The 16,293-nt window shown below is 65.5% G+C and carries 16 protein-coding genes and 1 pseudogene; 9 read left to right on the top strand and 8 right to left on the bottom strand.

Going from position 1 to position 16,293, the window contains the following annotated elements; all coding sequences use genetic code 11:
- Both KGM94_RS06680 and KGM94_RS06675 read right to left on the bottom strand, forming a co-directional pair.
- Positions 1-190, bottom strand: a pseudogene (locus KGM94_RS06680) (hypothetical protein); the annotation flags it as partial.
- Positions 187-822 (bottom strand): Tim44/TimA family putative adaptor protein, encoded by a 636-nt coding sequence (locus KGM94_RS06675; RefSeq protein WP_300256166.1) that lies wholly within the window; start codon positions 820-822, stop codon positions 187-189. The pseudogene KGM94_RS06680 and the gene KGM94_RS06675, both read right to left, overlap by 4 nt.
- A 302-nt stretch (positions 823-1,124) precedes the next feature.
- Here KGM94_RS06675 and KGM94_RS06670 point away from each other — a divergent pair, with 302 nt between their 5' ends.
- Positions 1,125-2,012: a LysR family transcriptional regulator gene (locus KGM94_RS06670; protein ID WP_300256164.1), complete on the top strand. Its 888-nt coding sequence runs from the start codon at positions 1,125-1,127 to the stop codon at positions 2,010-2,012.
- An 84-nt stretch (positions 2,013-2,096) separates the two neighbouring features.
- Here KGM94_RS06670 and KGM94_RS06665 read toward each other — a convergent pair whose 3' ends face one another.
- Positions 2,097-2,231 carry a hypothetical protein gene (locus KGM94_RS06665; RefSeq protein WP_300256162.1) on the bottom strand — a complete coding sequence of 45 codons (135 nt, stop codon included), beginning with the start codon at positions 2,229-2,231 and terminating at the stop codon, positions 2,097-2,099.
- Between the two features lie 119 nt (positions 2,232-2,350).
- Here KGM94_RS06665 and KGM94_RS06660 point away from each other — a divergent pair, with 119 nt between their 5' ends.
- The gene (locus KGM94_RS06660) at positions 2,351-2,578 is read left to right on the top strand and encodes a hexameric tyrosine-coordinated heme protein (protein ID WP_300256160.1); all 228 of its coding nucleotides are present in this window, start codon (positions 2,351-2,353) and stop codon (positions 2,576-2,578) included.
- A gap of 285 nt (positions 2,579-2,863) precedes the next feature.
- Positions 2,864-4,966: a methyl-accepting chemotaxis protein gene (locus KGM94_RS06655; protein ID WP_300256158.1), complete on the top strand. Its 2,103-nt coding sequence runs from the start codon at positions 2,864-2,866 to the stop codon at positions 4,964-4,966.
- 54 nt (positions 4,967-5,020) lie between these two features.
- Here KGM94_RS06655 and KGM94_RS06650 read toward each other — a convergent pair whose 3' ends face one another.
- Positions 5,021-6,352: an MFS transporter gene (locus KGM94_RS06650; RefSeq protein WP_300256156.1), complete on the bottom strand. Its 1,332-nt coding sequence runs from the start codon at positions 6,350-6,352 to the stop codon at positions 5,021-5,023.
- Positions 6,353-6,696: 344 nt separating this feature from the next.
- On the bottom strand, positions 6,697-7,854 hold the full coding sequence (locus KGM94_RS06645; protein WP_300256153.1) for a hypothetical protein: 1,158 nt from the start codon (positions 7,852-7,854) through the stop codon (positions 6,697-6,699).
- A gap of 337 nt (positions 7,855-8,191) precedes the next feature.
- On the opposite strand from KGM94_RS06645, the gene KGM94_RS06640 reads away from it, so the two are divergent.
- Positions 8,192-8,809 carry a helix-turn-helix transcriptional regulator gene (locus KGM94_RS06640; protein WP_300256152.1) on the top strand — a complete coding sequence of 206 codons (618 nt, stop codon included), beginning with the start codon at positions 8,192-8,194 and terminating at the stop codon, positions 8,807-8,809.
- A 44-nt stretch (positions 8,810-8,853) separates the two neighbouring features.
- Here KGM94_RS06640 and KGM94_RS06635 read toward each other — a convergent pair whose 3' ends face one another.
- From KGM94_RS06635 to KGM94_RS06625, 3 genes are all read right to left on the bottom strand, one after another.
- Positions 8,854-9,111: a hypothetical protein gene (locus KGM94_RS06635; RefSeq protein ID WP_300256151.1), complete on the bottom strand. Its 258-nt coding sequence runs from the start codon at positions 9,109-9,111 to the stop codon at positions 8,854-8,856.
- Between the two features lie 101 nt (positions 9,112-9,212).
- Positions 9,213-9,599, bottom strand: a complete 387-nt coding sequence (locus KGM94_RS06630; protein WP_300256150.1) for an Hpt domain-containing protein — start codon at positions 9,597-9,599, stop codon at positions 9,213-9,215.
- Positions 9,600-9,725: 126 nt separating this feature from the next.
- A complete protein-coding gene (locus KGM94_RS06625; RefSeq protein WP_300256149.1) occupies positions 9,726-10,421 on the bottom strand; it encodes a Crp/Fnr family transcriptional regulator in 696 nt (231 codons plus the stop codon).
- Between the two features lie 844 nt (positions 10,422-11,265).
- Between KGM94_RS06625 and KGM94_RS06620 the strand changes: the two genes are divergently transcribed.
- The 5 genes from KGM94_RS06620 to KGM94_RS06600 are packed head-to-tail and all read left to right on the top strand — an operon-like array spanning position 11,266 to position 16,173.
- Complete coding sequence (locus KGM94_RS06620) at positions 11,266-14,037, top strand: hybrid sensor histidine kinase/response regulator (protein WP_300256147.1); 2,772 nt, start codon at positions 11,266-11,268, stop codon at positions 14,035-14,037.
- Between the two features lie 12 nt (positions 14,038-14,049).
- Positions 14,050-14,523, top strand: coding sequence for a chemotaxis protein CheW (locus tag KGM94_RS06615; RefSeq protein WP_300256145.1), 474 nt, complete (start codon positions 14,050-14,052; stop codon positions 14,521-14,523).
- Positions 14,524-14,553: 30 nt separating this feature from the next.
- Positions 14,554-14,940, top strand: a complete 387-nt coding sequence (locus tag KGM94_RS06610) for a response regulator (protein WP_300256143.1) — start codon at positions 14,554-14,556, stop codon at positions 14,938-14,940.
- Between the two features lie 31 nt (positions 14,941-14,971).
- On the top strand, positions 14,972-15,853 hold the full coding sequence (locus tag KGM94_RS06605) for a protein-glutamate O-methyltransferase CheR (RefSeq protein ID WP_300256141.1): 882 nt from the start codon (positions 14,972-14,974) through the stop codon (positions 15,851-15,853).
- Between the two features lie 2 nt (positions 15,854-15,855).
- A complete protein-coding gene (locus KGM94_RS06600) occupies positions 15,856-16,173 on the top strand; it encodes a PilZ domain-containing protein (RefSeq protein ID WP_300256139.1) in 318 nt (105 codons plus the stop codon).
- The last annotated feature ends 120 nt before the right edge of the window (positions 16,174-16,293 follow it).

Below are 16,293 nucleotides of genomic sequence, written 5' to 3'. Positions count from 1 at the left end.
CGCGCATCCTGGCGGGCGCATTCGGGATGAGTTCGGGATCGCGCGGATTCCGATCCGGCGGGGGTGCCAATCCGAAGTAGGAGGGGTCCACTTCGTGCATGTAACAGGGGGGCGACGCGTATTCGTTCGTGTCGGGCTCGTCATCGCACCGGTCGAAGCAGCCTCGGCTCGGGCTCATCCGTCCGTTCATGAGGCGCCCGCCTCCGCTGCAATCAGTCGCCATTCGCGGACCGGCGACGACGACGTGCATCCGAACGTCCAGACGTCGATGCTGTGACGTTTGCCCGAGATCCCCCCGACCGGTTGGCCTGCCCCGCTGCGCGACAGCCTGTAGGATTCGGCAACGAACCGCATGGAAACCTCGGCGTGGGTCTCGCACAGACGGCCGCCGAGGATCTCGGGTGGCTCGATGCTCGAGAACACCGTCTCGGTCTTTTCGAGCCGCGCTTCGTTGGCCGCGATGGCGTCCGAAAACGTATCGTAGACCTCGGCGGAGACCAGTTTGCGAAGCGTGCTCCGATCGCCCGCATCGAATGCGGCGACGATCGCCTCATAGGCGGCAAGCCTGGCTTCGACGAAGTCCCTGACTGCAATGCTGCCGCTGCAGCGGTGCAGTTCGGACATCAGCACTTCGAGATCCGCCGGCGCCGCCGAGCCGCTTAACGGTACACTCGCCATTGGCGAACTCGGTCGGGCCGGCTGCCGCTCTCTCTTGGCCTGTGAGAGGGACGACAGATAGTCGCACCACGAGGAGATGGTCCAGTAGATCCACAGTCCCCACAACAGCGCCGCAAGTCCGGAACCGTCCGCATCCTGAGGCACGTCAACCTCCCAACCATTTCACGGCTCGCGCAGTCGATCGCGAAAGCGACGTCGTCGACGGCGAGTTGATGTCGTCATGTCGGTTCTGGCGAAATCAGCAGACCGTCTGATCCTCGCCGTCGCTGCATGCCCTGGCATCCCTCGTACCCGACGGCCCGGCGCGAACGGTCCTTGTGGCCGGGCACAGTCTCAAACACTCGGCGCGTTCCAATCCTCGCGCCGCGTTTTCAAGCAAGCAAACGAATTTAATAGGTTTATTGATGCACAAAAAATGCTAGATTAGAAACCAGAGGAAGGTGGCTATGGACGTCGAACTTGCCCGGACCTTTCTGGAGATCGTCAGGGCGCGCAGCTTCGTACGAGCCGCCGAACAGCTGAATGTGAGCCAGACGGCCGTCAGCGCCCGTGTCCGCTCACTCGAGGAGCAGCTTGGTCGACCGCTCTTCGTCCGCAACAAGAATGGCGCCTCGCTCACGGCAGCGGGCGAGCAGTTCCTCCGTTACGCGCCGATGTTCGTGCAATTGTGGCAAAGAGCGCGGCATCAGGTCGCAGTGCCGCCCGGATGGCGGGCTGTTCTGACCATCGGCGGGGAGTTGAGTCTCTGGCACCCGTGGCTCACCGAATGTCTTCACTGGATGCGTCGCCGTGCGCCGGACGTCGCGCTCCGCGTCCAGGTCGACGTGCCGGACAGCCTGACCGATCATGTGTCGACGGGCGCGCTCGATCTTGCAGTGATGTATGCGCCACAGTACCGGCCCGGCGCGCGCGTCGAATTGCTTCTGGAGGAGAAGCTCGTCCTGGTCACGACCAGGGCGGACGCCAGGACGGTCGAGCCGGACGGCTATGTCTATGTCGACTGGGGACCGGACTTCGCTCATCATCATGAGCTGAGCTTTCCCGAGGACAACAATCCGGGCCTATTCGTCGGCCTCGGACCGCTGGCACTGACCTACATCCTCGAAGCAGGCGGGTCGGGCTATTTTCGACAGCGCGTGGTGGCGCCTTACATAGCGGCGGGAAAGCTGCATCTCGTTGCGGGCGCTCCCAGTTTCTTCTATCCCGTCTACGCCGTCTGTTCGGCGCAAGCGGACGATGAGCTGGTCGCCCTGGCTCTCGATGGGCTGCGTGGCATCGCTTCGGCCGACCCGGCGGGGCGCAGGCCCACGGCCGTCGACCCGACGCCTCTATGAGTCGGACCAGCGCTCGCGAACGCCCCGCCTCGCGCGATTGACGCGTGCCGAAGGAGCGCTGACTCTCGCAGCAGCAGTCCGCGATTATGCCAGGATGACTGCTGCCGCCATCCCGACGAGCGTCAGGACGAGGCCCACAACCAGCATCGGCACCAGACTGCTGCCGGAATAGGGATCGGCGGAAGCCTCGTCGGTCACGGGATGCATTCGATGTCTCATGGCATTGCTCCTTGCTGCCGCTCTGCCGATGTCATCCGGGTCTCTATAAATGAGCATTTGAAATATATGTTTTACAGGAGTATGGTCGGTCCGCAAGGCAAATCTTTCGGGAGCTGTCCATGACCGATCTCTGGCTGCCGTCGTTGAAGACCGATACTCCGCAGGCGGGTTTCGAGCTTGCGGTCAAGCTTTCCAGGATGGGGGTGAAGCTCACACAGCCCTCCGATCAGGTGCGGTCGCAATTGCGTGCTGCCTATGAGCAGGATTCCGCGCAGCTCATCACCGCTTCTCACGTCATCGCCGTGCACTTCCAGACGGTGGCCGCTGCGAACAATTGGTGGCGGTAGGCGAAGGCGCGCCGCCGGGTCGACCGCCCATTCCGATTCCACCGATCCCGTCATCGGGAGCGCGAAGGCGATCGGCAAGCCATTGATGTCGAAAACGTTTGATTGGTCTCGCGGAGATCGCTCGCCCTGCGCCACCCGCTTTGCCGCGATCCGACACCCGCGGGACGTCTTGCGCCGGGCGGCAATTTTAACCTGCATCAACAGCAGGGATACCATTCTTCACGATTAACGACGACATCTTGAGCAAATGCTCAACAAGTCATCCGTTTCGTGCAGGAGGAAGCCGTGCGTCTCCCCAAACTGAACATCCGCGGGCGATTGACCCTCGGCTTCGGCGTTCTCTGCGCCCTGCTGGCCGGGATCGTCGGCATCACGATGCTCAAGCTCAACACCGTGAACGTATCGACGGACGTCAGCGTCAATCGCCGCGTGCCGACGGCGTTGACCGCGAGCAATCTGGAATCCGGGGTCTATGCCTCGCTCGCGGCGTTGCGCGGCTGGCTGATCACCGGCAGCGAGACGTTCAGGGCGGAGCGCGCCGGGCTCTGGAAGGAGATCCAGAAGCAGGGTTCGGAGATGGACCGCCTGTCCGGCAGCTGGACGAGCGAGCAGAACAAGGCGGACTGGAAGGCGGCGAAACCGCTGCTCGACGAACTGCGCGGCGCGCAGGACAAGGCCGAAGCGATCGCGCACACGATCGACGAGCAGCCCGCTGCGAAGCTGTTGGCGACCGAAGCCGCGCCTCTCGCAAACGTGATCCTGAAGAACCTCACCTCGATGATCGACGAGGAGGGCGGCATTCCCTCGACCGACACGCGCAAGAGACTGCTGCTCGATTTCGCCGACATGCGCGGCAGCATGGCGATGGGGGTCGCGGCGATCCGCGCCTATCTCCTGACCGCCGACGCCGCCTTCAAGACGGAATATGAGGAGCTGTGGGCGACCAACCAGGCCAAGCTCGACTCGCTGGCGAAGCGGCGGTCCGACATGACGCCCGACCAGCAGAAGGCGTTCGACGCGCTGGTCGAGGCCCGCGCCAAGTTCGCGCCCCTGCCGAAGAAGATGTTCGATATTCGCGCCTCCGATCGCTGGAACATGGCGCAATGGTTCCTGTCGAACGAGGCGGCGCCGCGCGCAAACCGGCTGCTCGACATCTTCGTCGGCGCCAGGGGTGCCGAAGGCGGGCGGGCCGGCGGCATGGTCGGCCGGCAGCAGCAATTGCTGAAGGAGGACGGCGCGAAGGTGCTCGGCGAGACGACCTTCCTCACCACGCTGCTCTGGGTGCTGATGGGCGTCGGCATCGGCATTGCCGCGACGATCGTCTACCTGACCACGAAATCGATCGTGCCGCCGATCCTCGGCATGGTCAGCGCGATGGGGCGGCTTGCGGGCGGCGATCACTCGGTCGAGATTCCCGCGCCCGACAGGCACGATGAGATCGGCCTGATGGCCCGCGCGGTCATCGTCTTCAAGGAGAACATGATCAAGGCCAAGGAACTCGCCGCCAGGGAGGCGGAAGCGCTGAGCCAGCGCATGGCGCGCGCCACGCGGGTGAACGAGCTCACGCAGGAGTTCGATTCGAGCATCACCTCGGTGCTGAGGTCGGTGGCTTCGGCGTCCACGGAGCTGCAGGCGACCGCATCGCAGATGTCGGCCACCGCCGAGGAGACCAGCACGCAGGCGACCGCGGTGTCCGCCGCGACCGAGGAGGCCTCGGCCAACGTGCAGACCGTTGCGGCCGCCTCGGAGCAGCTGGCGAGCTCGGTGACCGAGATCAGCCGCCAGGTGGCGCAATCCGCCGGCATCGCGCAGCGTGCCGTGGAGGAGGCGGAGCGCACCAACGTCACCGTGCAGGGGCTGTTGAGAGACGCCGGCGCGATCAGCGAGGTGGTCAAGCTGATCAACGAGATTGCCAGCCAGACCAACCTGCTGGCGCTCAACGCCACCATCGAGGCGGCGCGGGCCGGCGAAGCCGGCCGGGGCTTCGCGGTGGTGGCGGCCGAGGTCAAGAATCTCGCCGAACAGACCGCGCGCGCGACGGATCAGATCGGCGCGCAGGTCGCCTCCATCCAGGCCTCCTCCGGCGAGGTCGTCACCGCCATCAAGGGCATCGGCGCGACCATCGGCCAGATGAACGAGATCGCCTCCGGCATCGCCGGTGCAGTGGAGGAGCAGGGCTCGGCGACGCAGGAGATCGCACGCAACGTGCAGCAGGCGGCGCTCGGCACCACCGAGATATCCTCGAACGTCTCGGGCGTCCGGCAGGCCGCGTCCGACACCGGCGCTGCGGCCCACCAGGTGTTCCAGGCTTCCAACGAACTGTCCCAGCAATCGGAGATGCTGCGCAAGGAGGTCGAGCTCTTCCTCGGCAACATCAAGGCCGCCTGAAACCTTCGGTCCGCAGGCGCGCGCGCCCCGCAAGGGGCGCGGCGCGACGGGCGTTCAGGTCGTCTTGTACTCCCCTGAAATGTCCTTGCCGGTGTAATCGGTCATGGCGGCCGTCGCGATCACCGAAACGACCGCGCACAGCGCCACATAGGCGGCGATCGCGGTGGCGGAGTGGAAGGTGCCGAACAGCCAGGCCGCGATCAGCGGCGCCGGCCCGCCGGCGATCACGGACGCGAGCTGGTAGCCGAGCGAGGCGCCGCTGTAGCGCAGCCGTCCCGTGAAGCTTTCGGCGATCAGCGCGGCCTGCGGCCCATACATCATGTCGTGCGGGATCAGCGACAGGATGATGGCGAAGAAGATGATCGGGTGCGAGCCGGTGCCGAGCATGCCGAAATAGATGAAGCCGAATACCCCGGTCGCGGCCGCGCCGATCATGTACATGGCCTTGCGTCCGATGCGGTCGGACAGATGTCCGAACACCGGTATCGACACGAAGGACAGCACGGATGCCGCGAGCACCGCGGTCAGCAGGAAGTCCCGGGAAACGTGCAGCGTGGTGATGCCGTAGGAGAAGACGAAGGCGGTGAAGACGTAGAACGGCGCCTGCTCGGCCATGCGCGCGAAGGCCGACAGCAGGATCTCCTTCGGGTGCTCCTTGATGACCTGCAGCATCGGCGTGCGCTCGACCCTGCGTTCGGCGAGCAGCCGCGAGAACACCGGCGTCTCCAGGATGCCGAGCCGGATGTAGAGGCCGACGCCCACCAGGATGAGGCTGAGCGCGAACGGAATCCGCCAGCCCCAGGCCAGGAACTGTTCGCCGGACATCTGGCTGAAGGCGAGCACCGCGAGGTTGGCCAGGAACAGGCCGCAGGGCACGCCGAATTGCGGCCAGGAGGCGATCAGACCGCGCGAGCGGTCGTTGCGCGCCCATTCCATCGACATCAGGACCGAGCCGCCCCATTCGCCGCCGACCCCGACGCCCTGGATGAACCGCAGTACGGTGAGGATCGCGGCGCCCCAGATGCCGATGCTCCCGTAGGTCGGCACCAGTGCGACCGCGAAGGTGGCGAGCCCCATCAGCAGCAGCGTTGCGATCAGCGTCGATTTGCGGCCGATGCGGTCGCCGTAGTGTCCGAAGATGGCGGCGCCGATCGGACGCGCGATGAAGCCGACGGCATAGATCGCGAAGGCCTCGAGCGTCCCGACCCAGGGATCGGAATGCGGAAAGAACAGTTTTGCGAAGACGAGGCCCGTGACGGTCGAATAGAGGAAGAAATCGTACCACTCGATCGCCGTCCCGATGGTGGACGCGATCACGGCGCGGCGAAGCTGGAGTTGATGCTCGCTGGATGAGAGCAGGACCGGGTCGGCAGGGGAGACAGACATGACGGGAGCCTTTCCTTGAGAGCGGCGCCCCCCGCTGTGCATGGGGTTGTTTTGCAGAAAAACATCCGAGCCGGCGGAACGGTTCCATATGGGCGGCGGCGGGACCGCCCGGATCACGAACAGGTGCTCCCGTCCGGCCGATCGGGGCCGGTGTGAAGCAGCTCACAGGCATTCGGCCGCTGCGGCGTTATCGGTTGCCCAGTCGGAGTAACCGGCCGTCGAGGATCGCATGATGACGACGCGGCGCGTGATGTTCTGGTGGTTCAGGTTCGTGCTGTCGGGACGGTTTCTCGACCGCTTCCTGAGCCGGCCCCGCATGCCGGGCAAGTAGGCGGCTCTCGAGCTTATCCGATCAGCTTCCGGAAGGCCGCCGCGCCGTCCTGCACGGCGTCCCGCCCCTTCCACGCCAGATAGGTGAGCTTGCCGCTCAGCGTGTCGTGGCTGCGCAGGCGGCGCGAGCCGAGGATGTGGCCGACATTGTCCGGGAAGCGGGCGACCTCGGTCGTTACGAGCGTCGCGATTGCGTCCATCAACTGCTGCAGGCGGCCGCCCCACTTCGACTGCTCGATCTGGTCGATGCGGACCCGGAGCGCATATTCGGTGTCGTAGATGTCGGCGAGCAGGTCGCGGCAGACCAGCACCCTGTTGTTCTTGAGCGCGATGCGCAGCGCCATGCGCTTGTCGTCGAGTTGGTCGAGCACCATGGAGACCGCGATGGCATAGGGCGCGGCGGCGACGTCGGCGGCGCTCTTGCTCGCGGCCGCCTTGGTCGCGAGGCGGATCAGCTGCCAGGAGGTCTTCAGCCGCTGTCCCACCAATGCGATCGCGAACGGCAGTGCGTCGGCATGGCTCTTCTTGAAGCCGTTCAGCAGAGTCGTCATCTGCTCGATCTTGGCGTCGTCGAACTTCGCGATCCGCTCCGGCAGCTTGGCGTTGAACTTCGCCAGCGCGTCGGCGGCGCGCAGCGCGTGGAGCATCTTGACGACGTCGTCGAAGGCGAACTGCGAGGCGGTGTATTGCGCAAGCTTGCCGCGGGCCATTTCGGTGCCTTCGGGCGAAGCCAGCGTGTTCTCCAGCACCTTGACGACCTTGGTCTGGAACGCGGCGGCGGTCTTCAGCGCGTCCTTCTGGTTGTTGGCGGCGATCTGCTCGGTGACCGCCTTGATGTAATCCCGCGCCATGGTCGGCAGCAGATCGCGGCAGATCCACTCCCAGATCGGCGTCAGCGTGTTGCGCGAGATCCGGCCCACATTCGCGTGCTCGGGTGCGCCGTCGATCAGCAACGGCTCGAGCGGCGCGAAGAAGCTGCGCGAGGGACTGGCGGCGCGGCCCTGCGTCGAGCCGTCCTTGCGGAACTCGGCGCGCAGCTTGGCCTGGATGTCGGCCGAGCCCGGCATGTCGATCCCGCACAGCTCCAGTCGCTCGAGTTCGCTCAGCAGACAGCTTCGCGACAGCGGCGTCAGTCGCTGCAGGAACTCCCAGAGCCGTTCGATCTCAAGCATGGCTCGCAATGTTTCCGGAGCTATTCGCGCACGGCGTGGCCGTCGCGTGGAGGCATTCGCGCGCTCACAACTGCGACCAAGAGAAGCAAGGCGACGTTAATTTATCGGTAAAGAAGGATGACCCGGCTGTCCGTCACCCGGGCGCCGTTAACGATGTGGATGGCTGGCGGCCGGGAATTCGACCGGCTTTCGCAACCTCAGCATGATTGGCGCCGGGGTCGCACAAGCATGAATTGTGCCTCGGCCGAAAAACATCCGCAGAAGCGCCGAAATCACCGTAATCTTACGGAGCAAAAAGTTAACCACAGATCGGCGCGGGTTCCGCTAAACGAACCGCATGGGCCATCAGCATGATTCCGTCGCTGATTCGCGGTCGTCGGCTTGGTACGAAGACAGCGCGTCCCCGCACGAAGAGCTCGAACTCGTCCGGGTGAATGCGGCACGAGCCAGGGCAGCCGACGAGACGGCGGCAGCCATTGCCCGCGAGCTCAACGGGCCCCTGACGGCCCTTCTGCTCTACATGGGCGAGATCAAGCATCACAGCGACCAGCTGTCGCCGGCGTCGGGCGACCGCGCCTATCTGCAGCGGGTAGTGGAGAATGCGCTGACGCAGACCGAGCGGGTGTGCGGCATGGTCAAGCAGCTCGCCGGCCCGCACAAGGATGCCCTGCCGTCGCCAGCCGTAGTGGAGGAGGCGGATGCGAAATCCGAACCCGCCTTGCACGGCCTGGGCCTGGTCGAGTTTCCCGCCCTGTCCGGCCACAAGCCGCTGACCAGGCGCGAGCGCGAGGTGCTGAGGCTGATCAGCGAGGGCTATTCCAACAAGCAGGGCGCGCTGCGCATGCAGATCAGCCCGCGAACCTTCGAGAGCCATCGGGCCGAGGCCATGCGCAAGCTCGGCGCGCGAAATACTGCGGACCTGGTCCGCGCGGCGTTGCTGCGTTCGATCGACTGACGGCGAAGCGGGCCGGTCGGCGGGATCTGGCCGCAGCGGTGCGCTCAGTAATAGTCTTCCGCGAAGGGGCGAACGCGCGCGCCCGGCCGCAGCGGCTTGGTGCCGCTTTTGGTGCTCTTGGAGGCGCCCGGGATGAGGGTGATGGTCCAGCGCGGCGGAATGCTCGATTCCTGCTCCAATACCGAGCGCACGAAGCCGGTCACCGTCGCCTCACCCGACTTGACGGTCGCCATCCTGCCGTTGAACTGCGCGATGCGAAAGCGACGGACTTCCTTCTGGTCCGCTGTTTCATAGGTGAACATCGAGGCCCTCCTGGTCTCGCGCGACTATCGCCACCTATGATTAGCCATCTGTGAACATCGAACGCCGTAGAAGTACGGCGGGCCGGCTGCGCCCTGCGTCGCTAACCTTCCAAATCCTGCTTCAGCGCCGCGGCATAGGCTGCGTCCATCTGCTGCAGCAATTCGCCGTATTCGGTTTCGGCGAGCGTTGCCGCCTCGCGCTCCAGCCGCAGTGCCAGCGCGCTGAGTCGGCGGTAGCCGAAGGTCTGCGCCGCGCTCTTGAGCGAATGGGCCTCCCGTTCGATCCTGGCGCGGTGCGGCGCGAAGGCGATGTCGCGAAACATTCGCAGCCGGGCGCCCGTCTCGGCCCAGAACACCGCGCGCACTTCACACGCGCCGTCGTGCCCGATCTCGCGCACCAGCGCGTCGAATGCATCCGGCTCGCGCGCCGGTTCGGCGTCGAACGACGTCTTTGGCGAGGGCGCTGCGGCCATGGGGAGGTCGAGCATGGTTGTTCTGCCTGTTGTCGGCTCTGCATGCTTCTACGCCATTTGCGTTTCGCATCCCGTAGCCATGCGCGGGGCTTTTGCCGACGGCCGTAAGCCGTCGGTTTACCACGCCGCTGTTGCCGATGGTCAGGGCCCGAGCAGCCCGTCGTACTGCGCCTTGACCGTGGCGTAGCATTCGCACGCGGTCTGGCGCAGCCCGTCCAGATTGTCGATCTGGATGTGTCCGCGGCTGTAGTGGATGTAGCGGGCCTGCTGCAGGCTGTTGGCGACCAGCGACACGCTGTTGCGCCGCGCGCCGATCATCTGCGCCAGCGTTTCCTGCGTCAGGAGCAGCCTGCGGTCGCCGGACAGGTCCTGGGCTTGCAGCAGGCATCGCGACAACCGCGCCTCGACCGGATGTGCGGCGTTGCAGCCGGCGATCTGCTGAATCTGCACGTAGACGGCGAGGCTGTGACGCGCGAGCAGTTTGCGCAAGCGCGAACTCTGGTCGGCCGCGGCGCGCAGCCGGTCGAGATCGAGCATGGAGGCCGTTCCGGGGACGAGCACCACTGCATTGTTCAAAGCGCTCGTGTCGGCCATGGCCGACATTGCGCCCAAGAGGCTGTTGCGGCCGATCATGGCGACCTGAACGTGGTCGCCCTTGGCGAGCTTCACCGCCAGTGAAATGATACCGCGGTGTGGAAAGTAGGCGCGCTCGAGCTCGTCGCCTGGCTTCGCCAGCACCGTTTCGTGCGGCAGGTCGATGCTGCGTAGATGCGGGCGAATGAGTTCATAGTCGTCCGCCGACATGGCAGACAGGAAGCCATTCGGTGGACGTCCCATCCCTTCCAAGCTCGCCTCCCGCCCTGTTCCGGGCCGATGAAGCTCAGATCACCGCGGCAGTTTCGACGACCCAGCGTCCCCCATTCCCCTCTCGGGAACAAGTGGCAATTGGGTGCAGGCCCGAACAAATCGTGCGGATCGCGACGCAGACGGCCACTTCCGGTCACGCGGATTGCATTCGGCATCACGACCGCGCACTGCGTTCGTCTGGTTGTATGAATTACGCATATATTATCTTAGTTGCGTCTTCTCGTCCACATCCACGGCAACGGGCGGACAGCCTGCGGCATTCGCGGCGAAACCAAGCAGGGCGCGCAAACGTAAGGCGCCCTCTCGATTGAGTTAGCGCGCAACATCGCAAGTAGCTTCGGCAGGTGAGGGTTGGTTCACCTCGAACGCAGGTTGGGTGCTTCGCCTGCAAGGTGGCGCGCGCGTGTGCTGCGCAGTCGTCGATCGTCGACAAATTGATTCAAACTCGGCCGGTTGGCATGCATGGCCTTTCACCGCCGGGAGTTTTTTCGCCGCGCGTGCGGGCCGCTGCCGGCACGATTGTGCAGCCTCCGTTTGGCCGGTCGCTCCCGGCGTTGCCGGAACGCGCCAACCGGCTGCTGCAACCGCCTCACTTGCCTTCAATATCCGTATTAGCACGGAGGACGAAATTAACGGGACCGTGAAACGCAATGTCTAACGATCGAGGAGAGGGCATCCCGTCCTTTCCTGGGCGGCCGCCGCGTCGTCGCCGACGCCCTCCGCTTGGCAAAGCTGCCGGTCCCGAAAGGCCATCGCGCCCGACGGGATCAAGGGCCGACACGGCCGCGAAGTCCAGGTTAGTAAGGCGTATTCCATGGATGATCTGTTGCGGGAGTTTTTGACGGAGACCAGCGAGAGCCTGGACACCGTTGACAATCAGCTGGTGAAGTTCGAGCAGGAGCCGAACAACGCCAGGATCCTGGATAACGTCTTCCGCCTGGTTCACACCATCAAGGGCACGTGCGGGTTTCTGGGACTACCGCGGCTGGAGGCGATCGCGCACGCCGGCGAGACGCTGATGGGCAAGTTTCGCGACGGCATGCCGGTGACGGCGGAAGCGGTGACGGTGATTTTGTCGTCGATCGACCGGATCAAGGAGATTCTGGCGGGGCTGGAGGCGACCGAGGCGGAGCCCGAGGGCAACGACCGCGACCTGATCGACAAGCTCGAAGCGATGGTGGAGCAGGGCATGGCCGCCATGTCGGGTTCGATGTCAGCGTCGGCGCCGCCGCTGGCGCCGGAGATGCCGGCGACGGTCGAGGCCGCTGCGCCCAAGGAGCTGACGCAGGGCACGCTGGTGGAGCAGACGCTGGAGCGCCCGCTGCGCCCGGGCGAGGTGTCGCTGGACGAGCTGGAGCGCGCCTTCCGCGACACCGCGATCGAGGCGCCGGCGCCCGCCGCCAGGCCGGCTGCACCCGCCGCCGCGCCGGTGGTTGCCAAGGAGGTCAAGGCCGCCAAGGAGCCCAAGGAGACCAAGGCGTCGCCCAGGAAGCCGGCGGCGGACGAGGCCGGCAGTGAGGGCGAGCGCATCGCCAACCAGTCGATCCGCGTCAACGTGGATACGCTGGAGCACCTGATGACCATGGTCTCCGAGCTGGTCCTGACCCGCAACCAGCTGCTGGAGATCTCCCGCCGCAACGAGGACACCGAGTTCAAGGTGCCCTTGCAGCGGCTGTCCAACGTCACCGCCGAGCTGCAGGAGGGCGTCATGAAGACGCGCATGCAGCCGATCGGCAATGCCTGGCAGAAGCTGCCCCGCATCGTGCGCGACCTCTCGAGCGAGCTCGGCAAGCAGATCGAGCTCGAGATGCACGGCGCCGACACCGAGCTCGACCGCCAGGTGCTCGACCTGATCAAGGACCCGCTCACCCACATGGTGCGCAACTCCGCCGACCACGGCCTGGAGACCCCCGCCGAGCGGCAGGCTAGCGGCAAGGGCGAGCAGGGCACCATCCGCCTCTCCGCCTATCACGAGGGCGGCCACATCATCATCTGCATCGCCGACAACGGCCGGGGCCTGAACACCGAGAAGATCAAGGCCAAGGCGCTCGCCAACGGCCTCGTCAGCGAGGCCGAGCTCGAGAAGATGAGCGAGGCCCAGGTCCACAGGTTCATCTTCGCACCGGGCTTCTCGACGGCCGCCGCCGTCACCTCGGTGTCGGGGCGCGGCGTCGGCATGGACGTGGTGCGCACCAATATCGACCAGATCGGCGGCACCATCGACATCAAGAGCGTGGCGGGCGAGGGCTGCTCGGTCACCATCAAGATCCCGCTGACCTTGGCCATCGTCTCCGCCCTGATCGTGGAGGCCGCCGGCGACCGTTTTGCCATCCCGCAGCTCTCGGTGGTCGAATTGGTGCGCGCCCGCGCCAACTCCGAGCACCGCATCGAGCGCATCAAGGACACCGCGGTCTTGAGGTTGCGCAACAAGCTGTTGCCGCTGATCCACCTCAAGAAGCTGCTCAAGATCGACGACGGCGCGGCCTCCGACCCCGAGAACGGCTTCATCGTGGTGACGCAAGTCGGCAGCCAGACCTTCGGCATCGTGGTCGACGGCGTGTTCCACACCGAGGAGATCGTGGTCAAGCCGATGTCGACCAAGCTGCGCCACATCGACATGTTCTCCGGCAACACCATCCTGGGCGACGGCGCGGTGATCATGATCATCGACCCCAACGGGATTGCCAAGGCGCTCGGCGCGGCCGGCTCCTCCGCCCACGAGATGGCCGACGAGCAGGCCGCCCATCATGCCTCCTCCGGCGAGCAGACCACTTCGCTGCTGGTGTTCCGCGCCGGCTCCGCCCAGCCCAAGGCGGTGCCGCTCGGCCTCGTCACCCGGCTCGAGGAACTGCCTGCCGACAAGATCGAGTTCAGTAACGGCCGCTACATGGTGCAGTACCGCGAGCAGCTGATGCCGCTGGTGGCCATGGAGGGGGTGACGGTCGCAAGCCAGGGCGCGCAGCCGATCCTGGTGTTCGCCGACGACGGCCGCTCCATGGGCCTCGTGGTCGACGAGATCATCGACATCGTGGAGGAACGGCTCAACATCGAGGTCGGCGGCGCGGGGGCGGGCATTCTGGGCTCGGCCGTGATCAAGGGCCAGGCCACCGAGGTGATCGACGTCGGCCACTTCCTCCCCATGGCGTTCGCCGACTGGTTCACCCGCAAGGAGATGAAGCCGTCGATGGCCTCGCAGTCGGTGCTGCTGGTCGACGATTCGGCCTTCTTCCGCAACATGCTGGCCCCGGTGCTCAAGGCCGCCGGCTACCGGGTGCGCACCGCGCCGAACGCGCAGGAGGCGCTCGCCACGCTGCGCGCGCAGAGCTTCGACGTGGTGCTGACCGACATCGAGATGCCCGACATGAACGGGTTCGAGTTCGCGGAAGTGATCCGCTCCGACCACAATCTCGGTTCGATGCCGATCATCGGGCTGTCGGCGCTGGTGTCGCCGGCGGCGATCGAGCGCGGCCGGCAGGCCGGCTTCCACGACTATGTCGCCAAGTTCGACCGTCCCGGGCTGATCGCGGCGCTGAAGGAGCAGACCGCCAGCGCCGCCGGCGCCGCCGAGCTCAACCGGGCGGCGTAAGGAGGCAGTTCGATGACCAGCAAGACCCAGAGCAGCGAAGGCGCGATGGTCGAATACGTCACCGCCATGATCGGCGGGCAGTTGTTCGGCCTGCCGATCTCCCGCGTCCAGGACGTGTTCATGCCGGAGCGGGTGACCCGCGTTCCACTCGCCAGCCACGAGATCGCCGGCGTGCTGAACCTGCGCGGCCGCATCGTCACCGTGGTCGACATGCGCGCCCGCCTCGGCCTGCCCAAGCCCGAGGACGGCAAGCCGCCGATGGCGGTCGGCGTCGACCTGCGCGGCGAGTCCTACGGCCTGATGATCGACCAGATCGGCGAGGTGCTCCGCCTGCCCGAGGACGGCAAGGAGGAAAACCCCGTCAACCTCGACCCACGCATGGCCAAGCTCGCCGGCGGCGTCCACCGCCTCGACGGCCAGCTCATGGTCGTCCTCGACGTCGATCGCGTCCTCGAACTCGACAGCAAGGTCCAGCTGGCCGCCTGAGCAACGAAGCATCGAAGCCGGAGAACCGAGATGAAGACCTGTTTGGTGGTCGATGATTCCAGCGTCGTGCGCAAGATCGCGCGCCGCATCCTGGAAGGTCTGGACTTCGCAGTCACCGAGGCCGAGGACGGTTCGAAGGCGCTGGAGATCTGCCGGCAACGATTGCCGGACGCGGTGCTGCTCGACTGGAACATGCCGGTCATGGACGGTTTCGAGTTCATGGGTCATATGCGCCGTCTGCCCGGCGGCGACCGGCCCAAGGTGGTGTTCTGCACCACCGAGAACAACGTCGCCCACATCGCCCAGGCGCTCAGCGGCGGTGCCAACGAGTACATCATGAAGCCGTTCGACAAGGACATCATCGCCGACAAGTTCGCGGAAGTCGGCCTGATCCCCGTCGGACAGGCTTTCGCCTGAGTGTTCCCTGCAAGCTTGCGAGAGGCTGCCCGTGACCCCGCCCGAGTATGAGTATCTGCGTAAGTTTCTCAGGGATCATTCAGGTCTCGATCTGTCCGCAGACAAGCAATACCTGATCGAGAGCCGGCTGCTGCCGCTCGCGTGCAAGGCTGGCCTGTCCGGCATCGGCGAACTCGTGCAGAAGCTGCAAGGCGCGGGATCGGGCGCGCTGGTCACCAGCGCGGTCGAAGCCATGACCACCAACGAGACCTTCTTCTTCCGCGACAAGGTTCCGTTCGATCATTTCCGCGACACCATCATGCCGGAGGTCCTGAAGGCCCGCGCCGGCCGCAAGAGCGTGCGCATCTGGTGCGCCGCCGGCTCGACCGGGCAGGAGCCCTATTCGCTGGCGATGTGCCTGAAGGAGATGGGCGCGATGCTCGGCGGCTGGCGGGTCGAGATCATCGCCACCGACCTGTCGCAGGAGGTACTCGAGAAATCCAAGGCCGGCATCTACAGCCAGTTCGAGGTGCAGCGCGGCCTGCCGATCCAGATGCTGATGAAGTACTTCAAGCAGACCGGCGAGACCTGGCAGATCAATCCCGAGCTGCGGGCGATGGTGCAGCACCGCCAGCTCAACCTGCTGCACGACTTCTCCCAGCTCGGAACCTTCGACATCATCTTCTGCCGCAACGTGCTGATCTACTTCGACCAGGAGACCAAGATCAACATCTTCAACCGTCTCGCCAGGCAGATCGAGCCCGACGGCTTCCTGGTGCTGGGAGCGGCTGAAACCGTGGTCGGATTGACGGACGCCTTCAGGCCGGTCGCGGAGCGGCGCGGCCTCTACAAGCCCAATGACGCGCGCGCGCCGGCCGCAAGGCCGGCACTCTCCGGCGCCGCGCCGAGGATGGCCGCGATCGCAGGACTGTGAGCATGGCCGAGGATGGCAAGGGCACCGAGCGCGTGACGTTCAGCCGCGGCTATGACGTCTGCATCATGGCCATCGACGGCACGTGGCGCCGCGACTGCATCCTCAACGCAATTTCCGACACCGACGCGGTGCTCACCGTCGAAGGATCGATCCAGGGATTGAACCTGAAGGAGTTCTTCCTGCTGCTGTCCTCGACCGGCCTCGCCTATCGCCGCTGCGAGCTGGTGCGCGTCAACGGCTCGGAGATGGACATCCAGTTCCTGCGCGGCAAGAACAAGAAGAAGCGCGGCTCGGTCGGCGGTCACGACGCGACCGTCTGATCGCGGCAACACCCTACCGCCGGGCTCCGGCCTTGGTTCACATTTGACGAAAACATCGCAAGGAATTCGGCGCGTCGGGTTTACGCGACCTAAGCGCGCAATGTGTATGCAGGTTGCGTC

This window comes from Bradyrhizobium sp. (genome assembly GCF_028868675.1).
GTDB lineage: Bacteria > Pseudomonadota > Alphaproteobacteria > Rhizobiales > Xanthobacteraceae > Bradyrhizobium.
The sequence above is the reverse complement of the archived record's forward strand: the minus strand, read 5'-3'. Positions and strand labels throughout refer to the sequence as shown.

What these genes read in the sequence shown, in the direction of transcription:
- KGM94_RS06670 (WP_300256164.1), top strand. Translation starts at nt 1,125, where the DNA reads ATGGACGTCGAACTTGCCCGGACCTTTCTGGAGATCGTCAGGGCGCGC.
- KGM94_RS06665 (WP_300256162.1), bottom strand. Translation starts at nt 2,231, where the DNA reads ATGAGACATCGAATGCATCCCGTGACCGACGAGGCTTCCGCCGATCCC.
- KGM94_RS06660 (WP_300256160.1), top strand. Translation starts at nt 2,351, where the DNA reads ATGACCGATCTCTGGCTGCCGTCGTTGAAGACCGATACTCCGCAGGCG.
- KGM94_RS06650 (WP_300256156.1), bottom strand. Translation starts at nt 6,352, where the DNA reads ATGTCTGTCTCCCCTGCCGACCCGGTCCTGCTCTCATCCAGCGAGCAT.
- KGM94_RS06645 (WP_300256153.1), bottom strand. Translation starts at nt 7,854, where the DNA reads ATGCTTGAGATCGAACGGCTCTGGGAGTTCCTGCAGCGACTGACGCCG.
- KGM94_RS06640 (WP_300256152.1), top strand. Translation starts at nt 8,192, where the DNA reads ATGGGCCATCAGCATGATTCCGTCGCTGATTCGCGGTCGTCGGCTTGG.
- KGM94_RS06635 (WP_300256151.1), bottom strand. Translation starts at nt 9,111, where the DNA reads ATGTTCACCTATGAAACAGCGGACCAGAAGGAAGTCCGTCGCTTTCGC.
- KGM94_RS06630 (WP_300256150.1), bottom strand. Translation starts at nt 9,599, where the DNA reads ATGCTCGACCTCCCCATGGCCGCAGCGCCCTCGCCAAAGACGTCGTTC.
- KGM94_RS06625 (WP_300256149.1), bottom strand. Translation starts at nt 10,421, where the DNA reads ATGGGACGTCCACCGAATGGCTTCCTGTCTGCCATGTCGGCGGACGAC.
- KGM94_RS06620 (WP_300256147.1), top strand. Translation starts at nt 11,266, where the DNA reads ATGGATGATCTGTTGCGGGAGTTTTTGACGGAGACCAGCGAGAGCCTG.
- KGM94_RS06615 (WP_300256145.1), top strand. Translation starts at nt 14,050, where the DNA reads ATGACCAGCAAGACCCAGAGCAGCGAAGGCGCGATGGTCGAATACGTC.
- KGM94_RS06610 (WP_300256143.1), top strand. Translation starts at nt 14,554, where the DNA reads ATGAAGACCTGTTTGGTGGTCGATGATTCCAGCGTCGTGCGCAAGATC.
- KGM94_RS06600 (WP_300256139.1), top strand. Translation starts at nt 15,856, where the DNA reads ATGGCCGAGGATGGCAAGGGCACCGAGCGCGTGACGTTCAGCCGCGGC.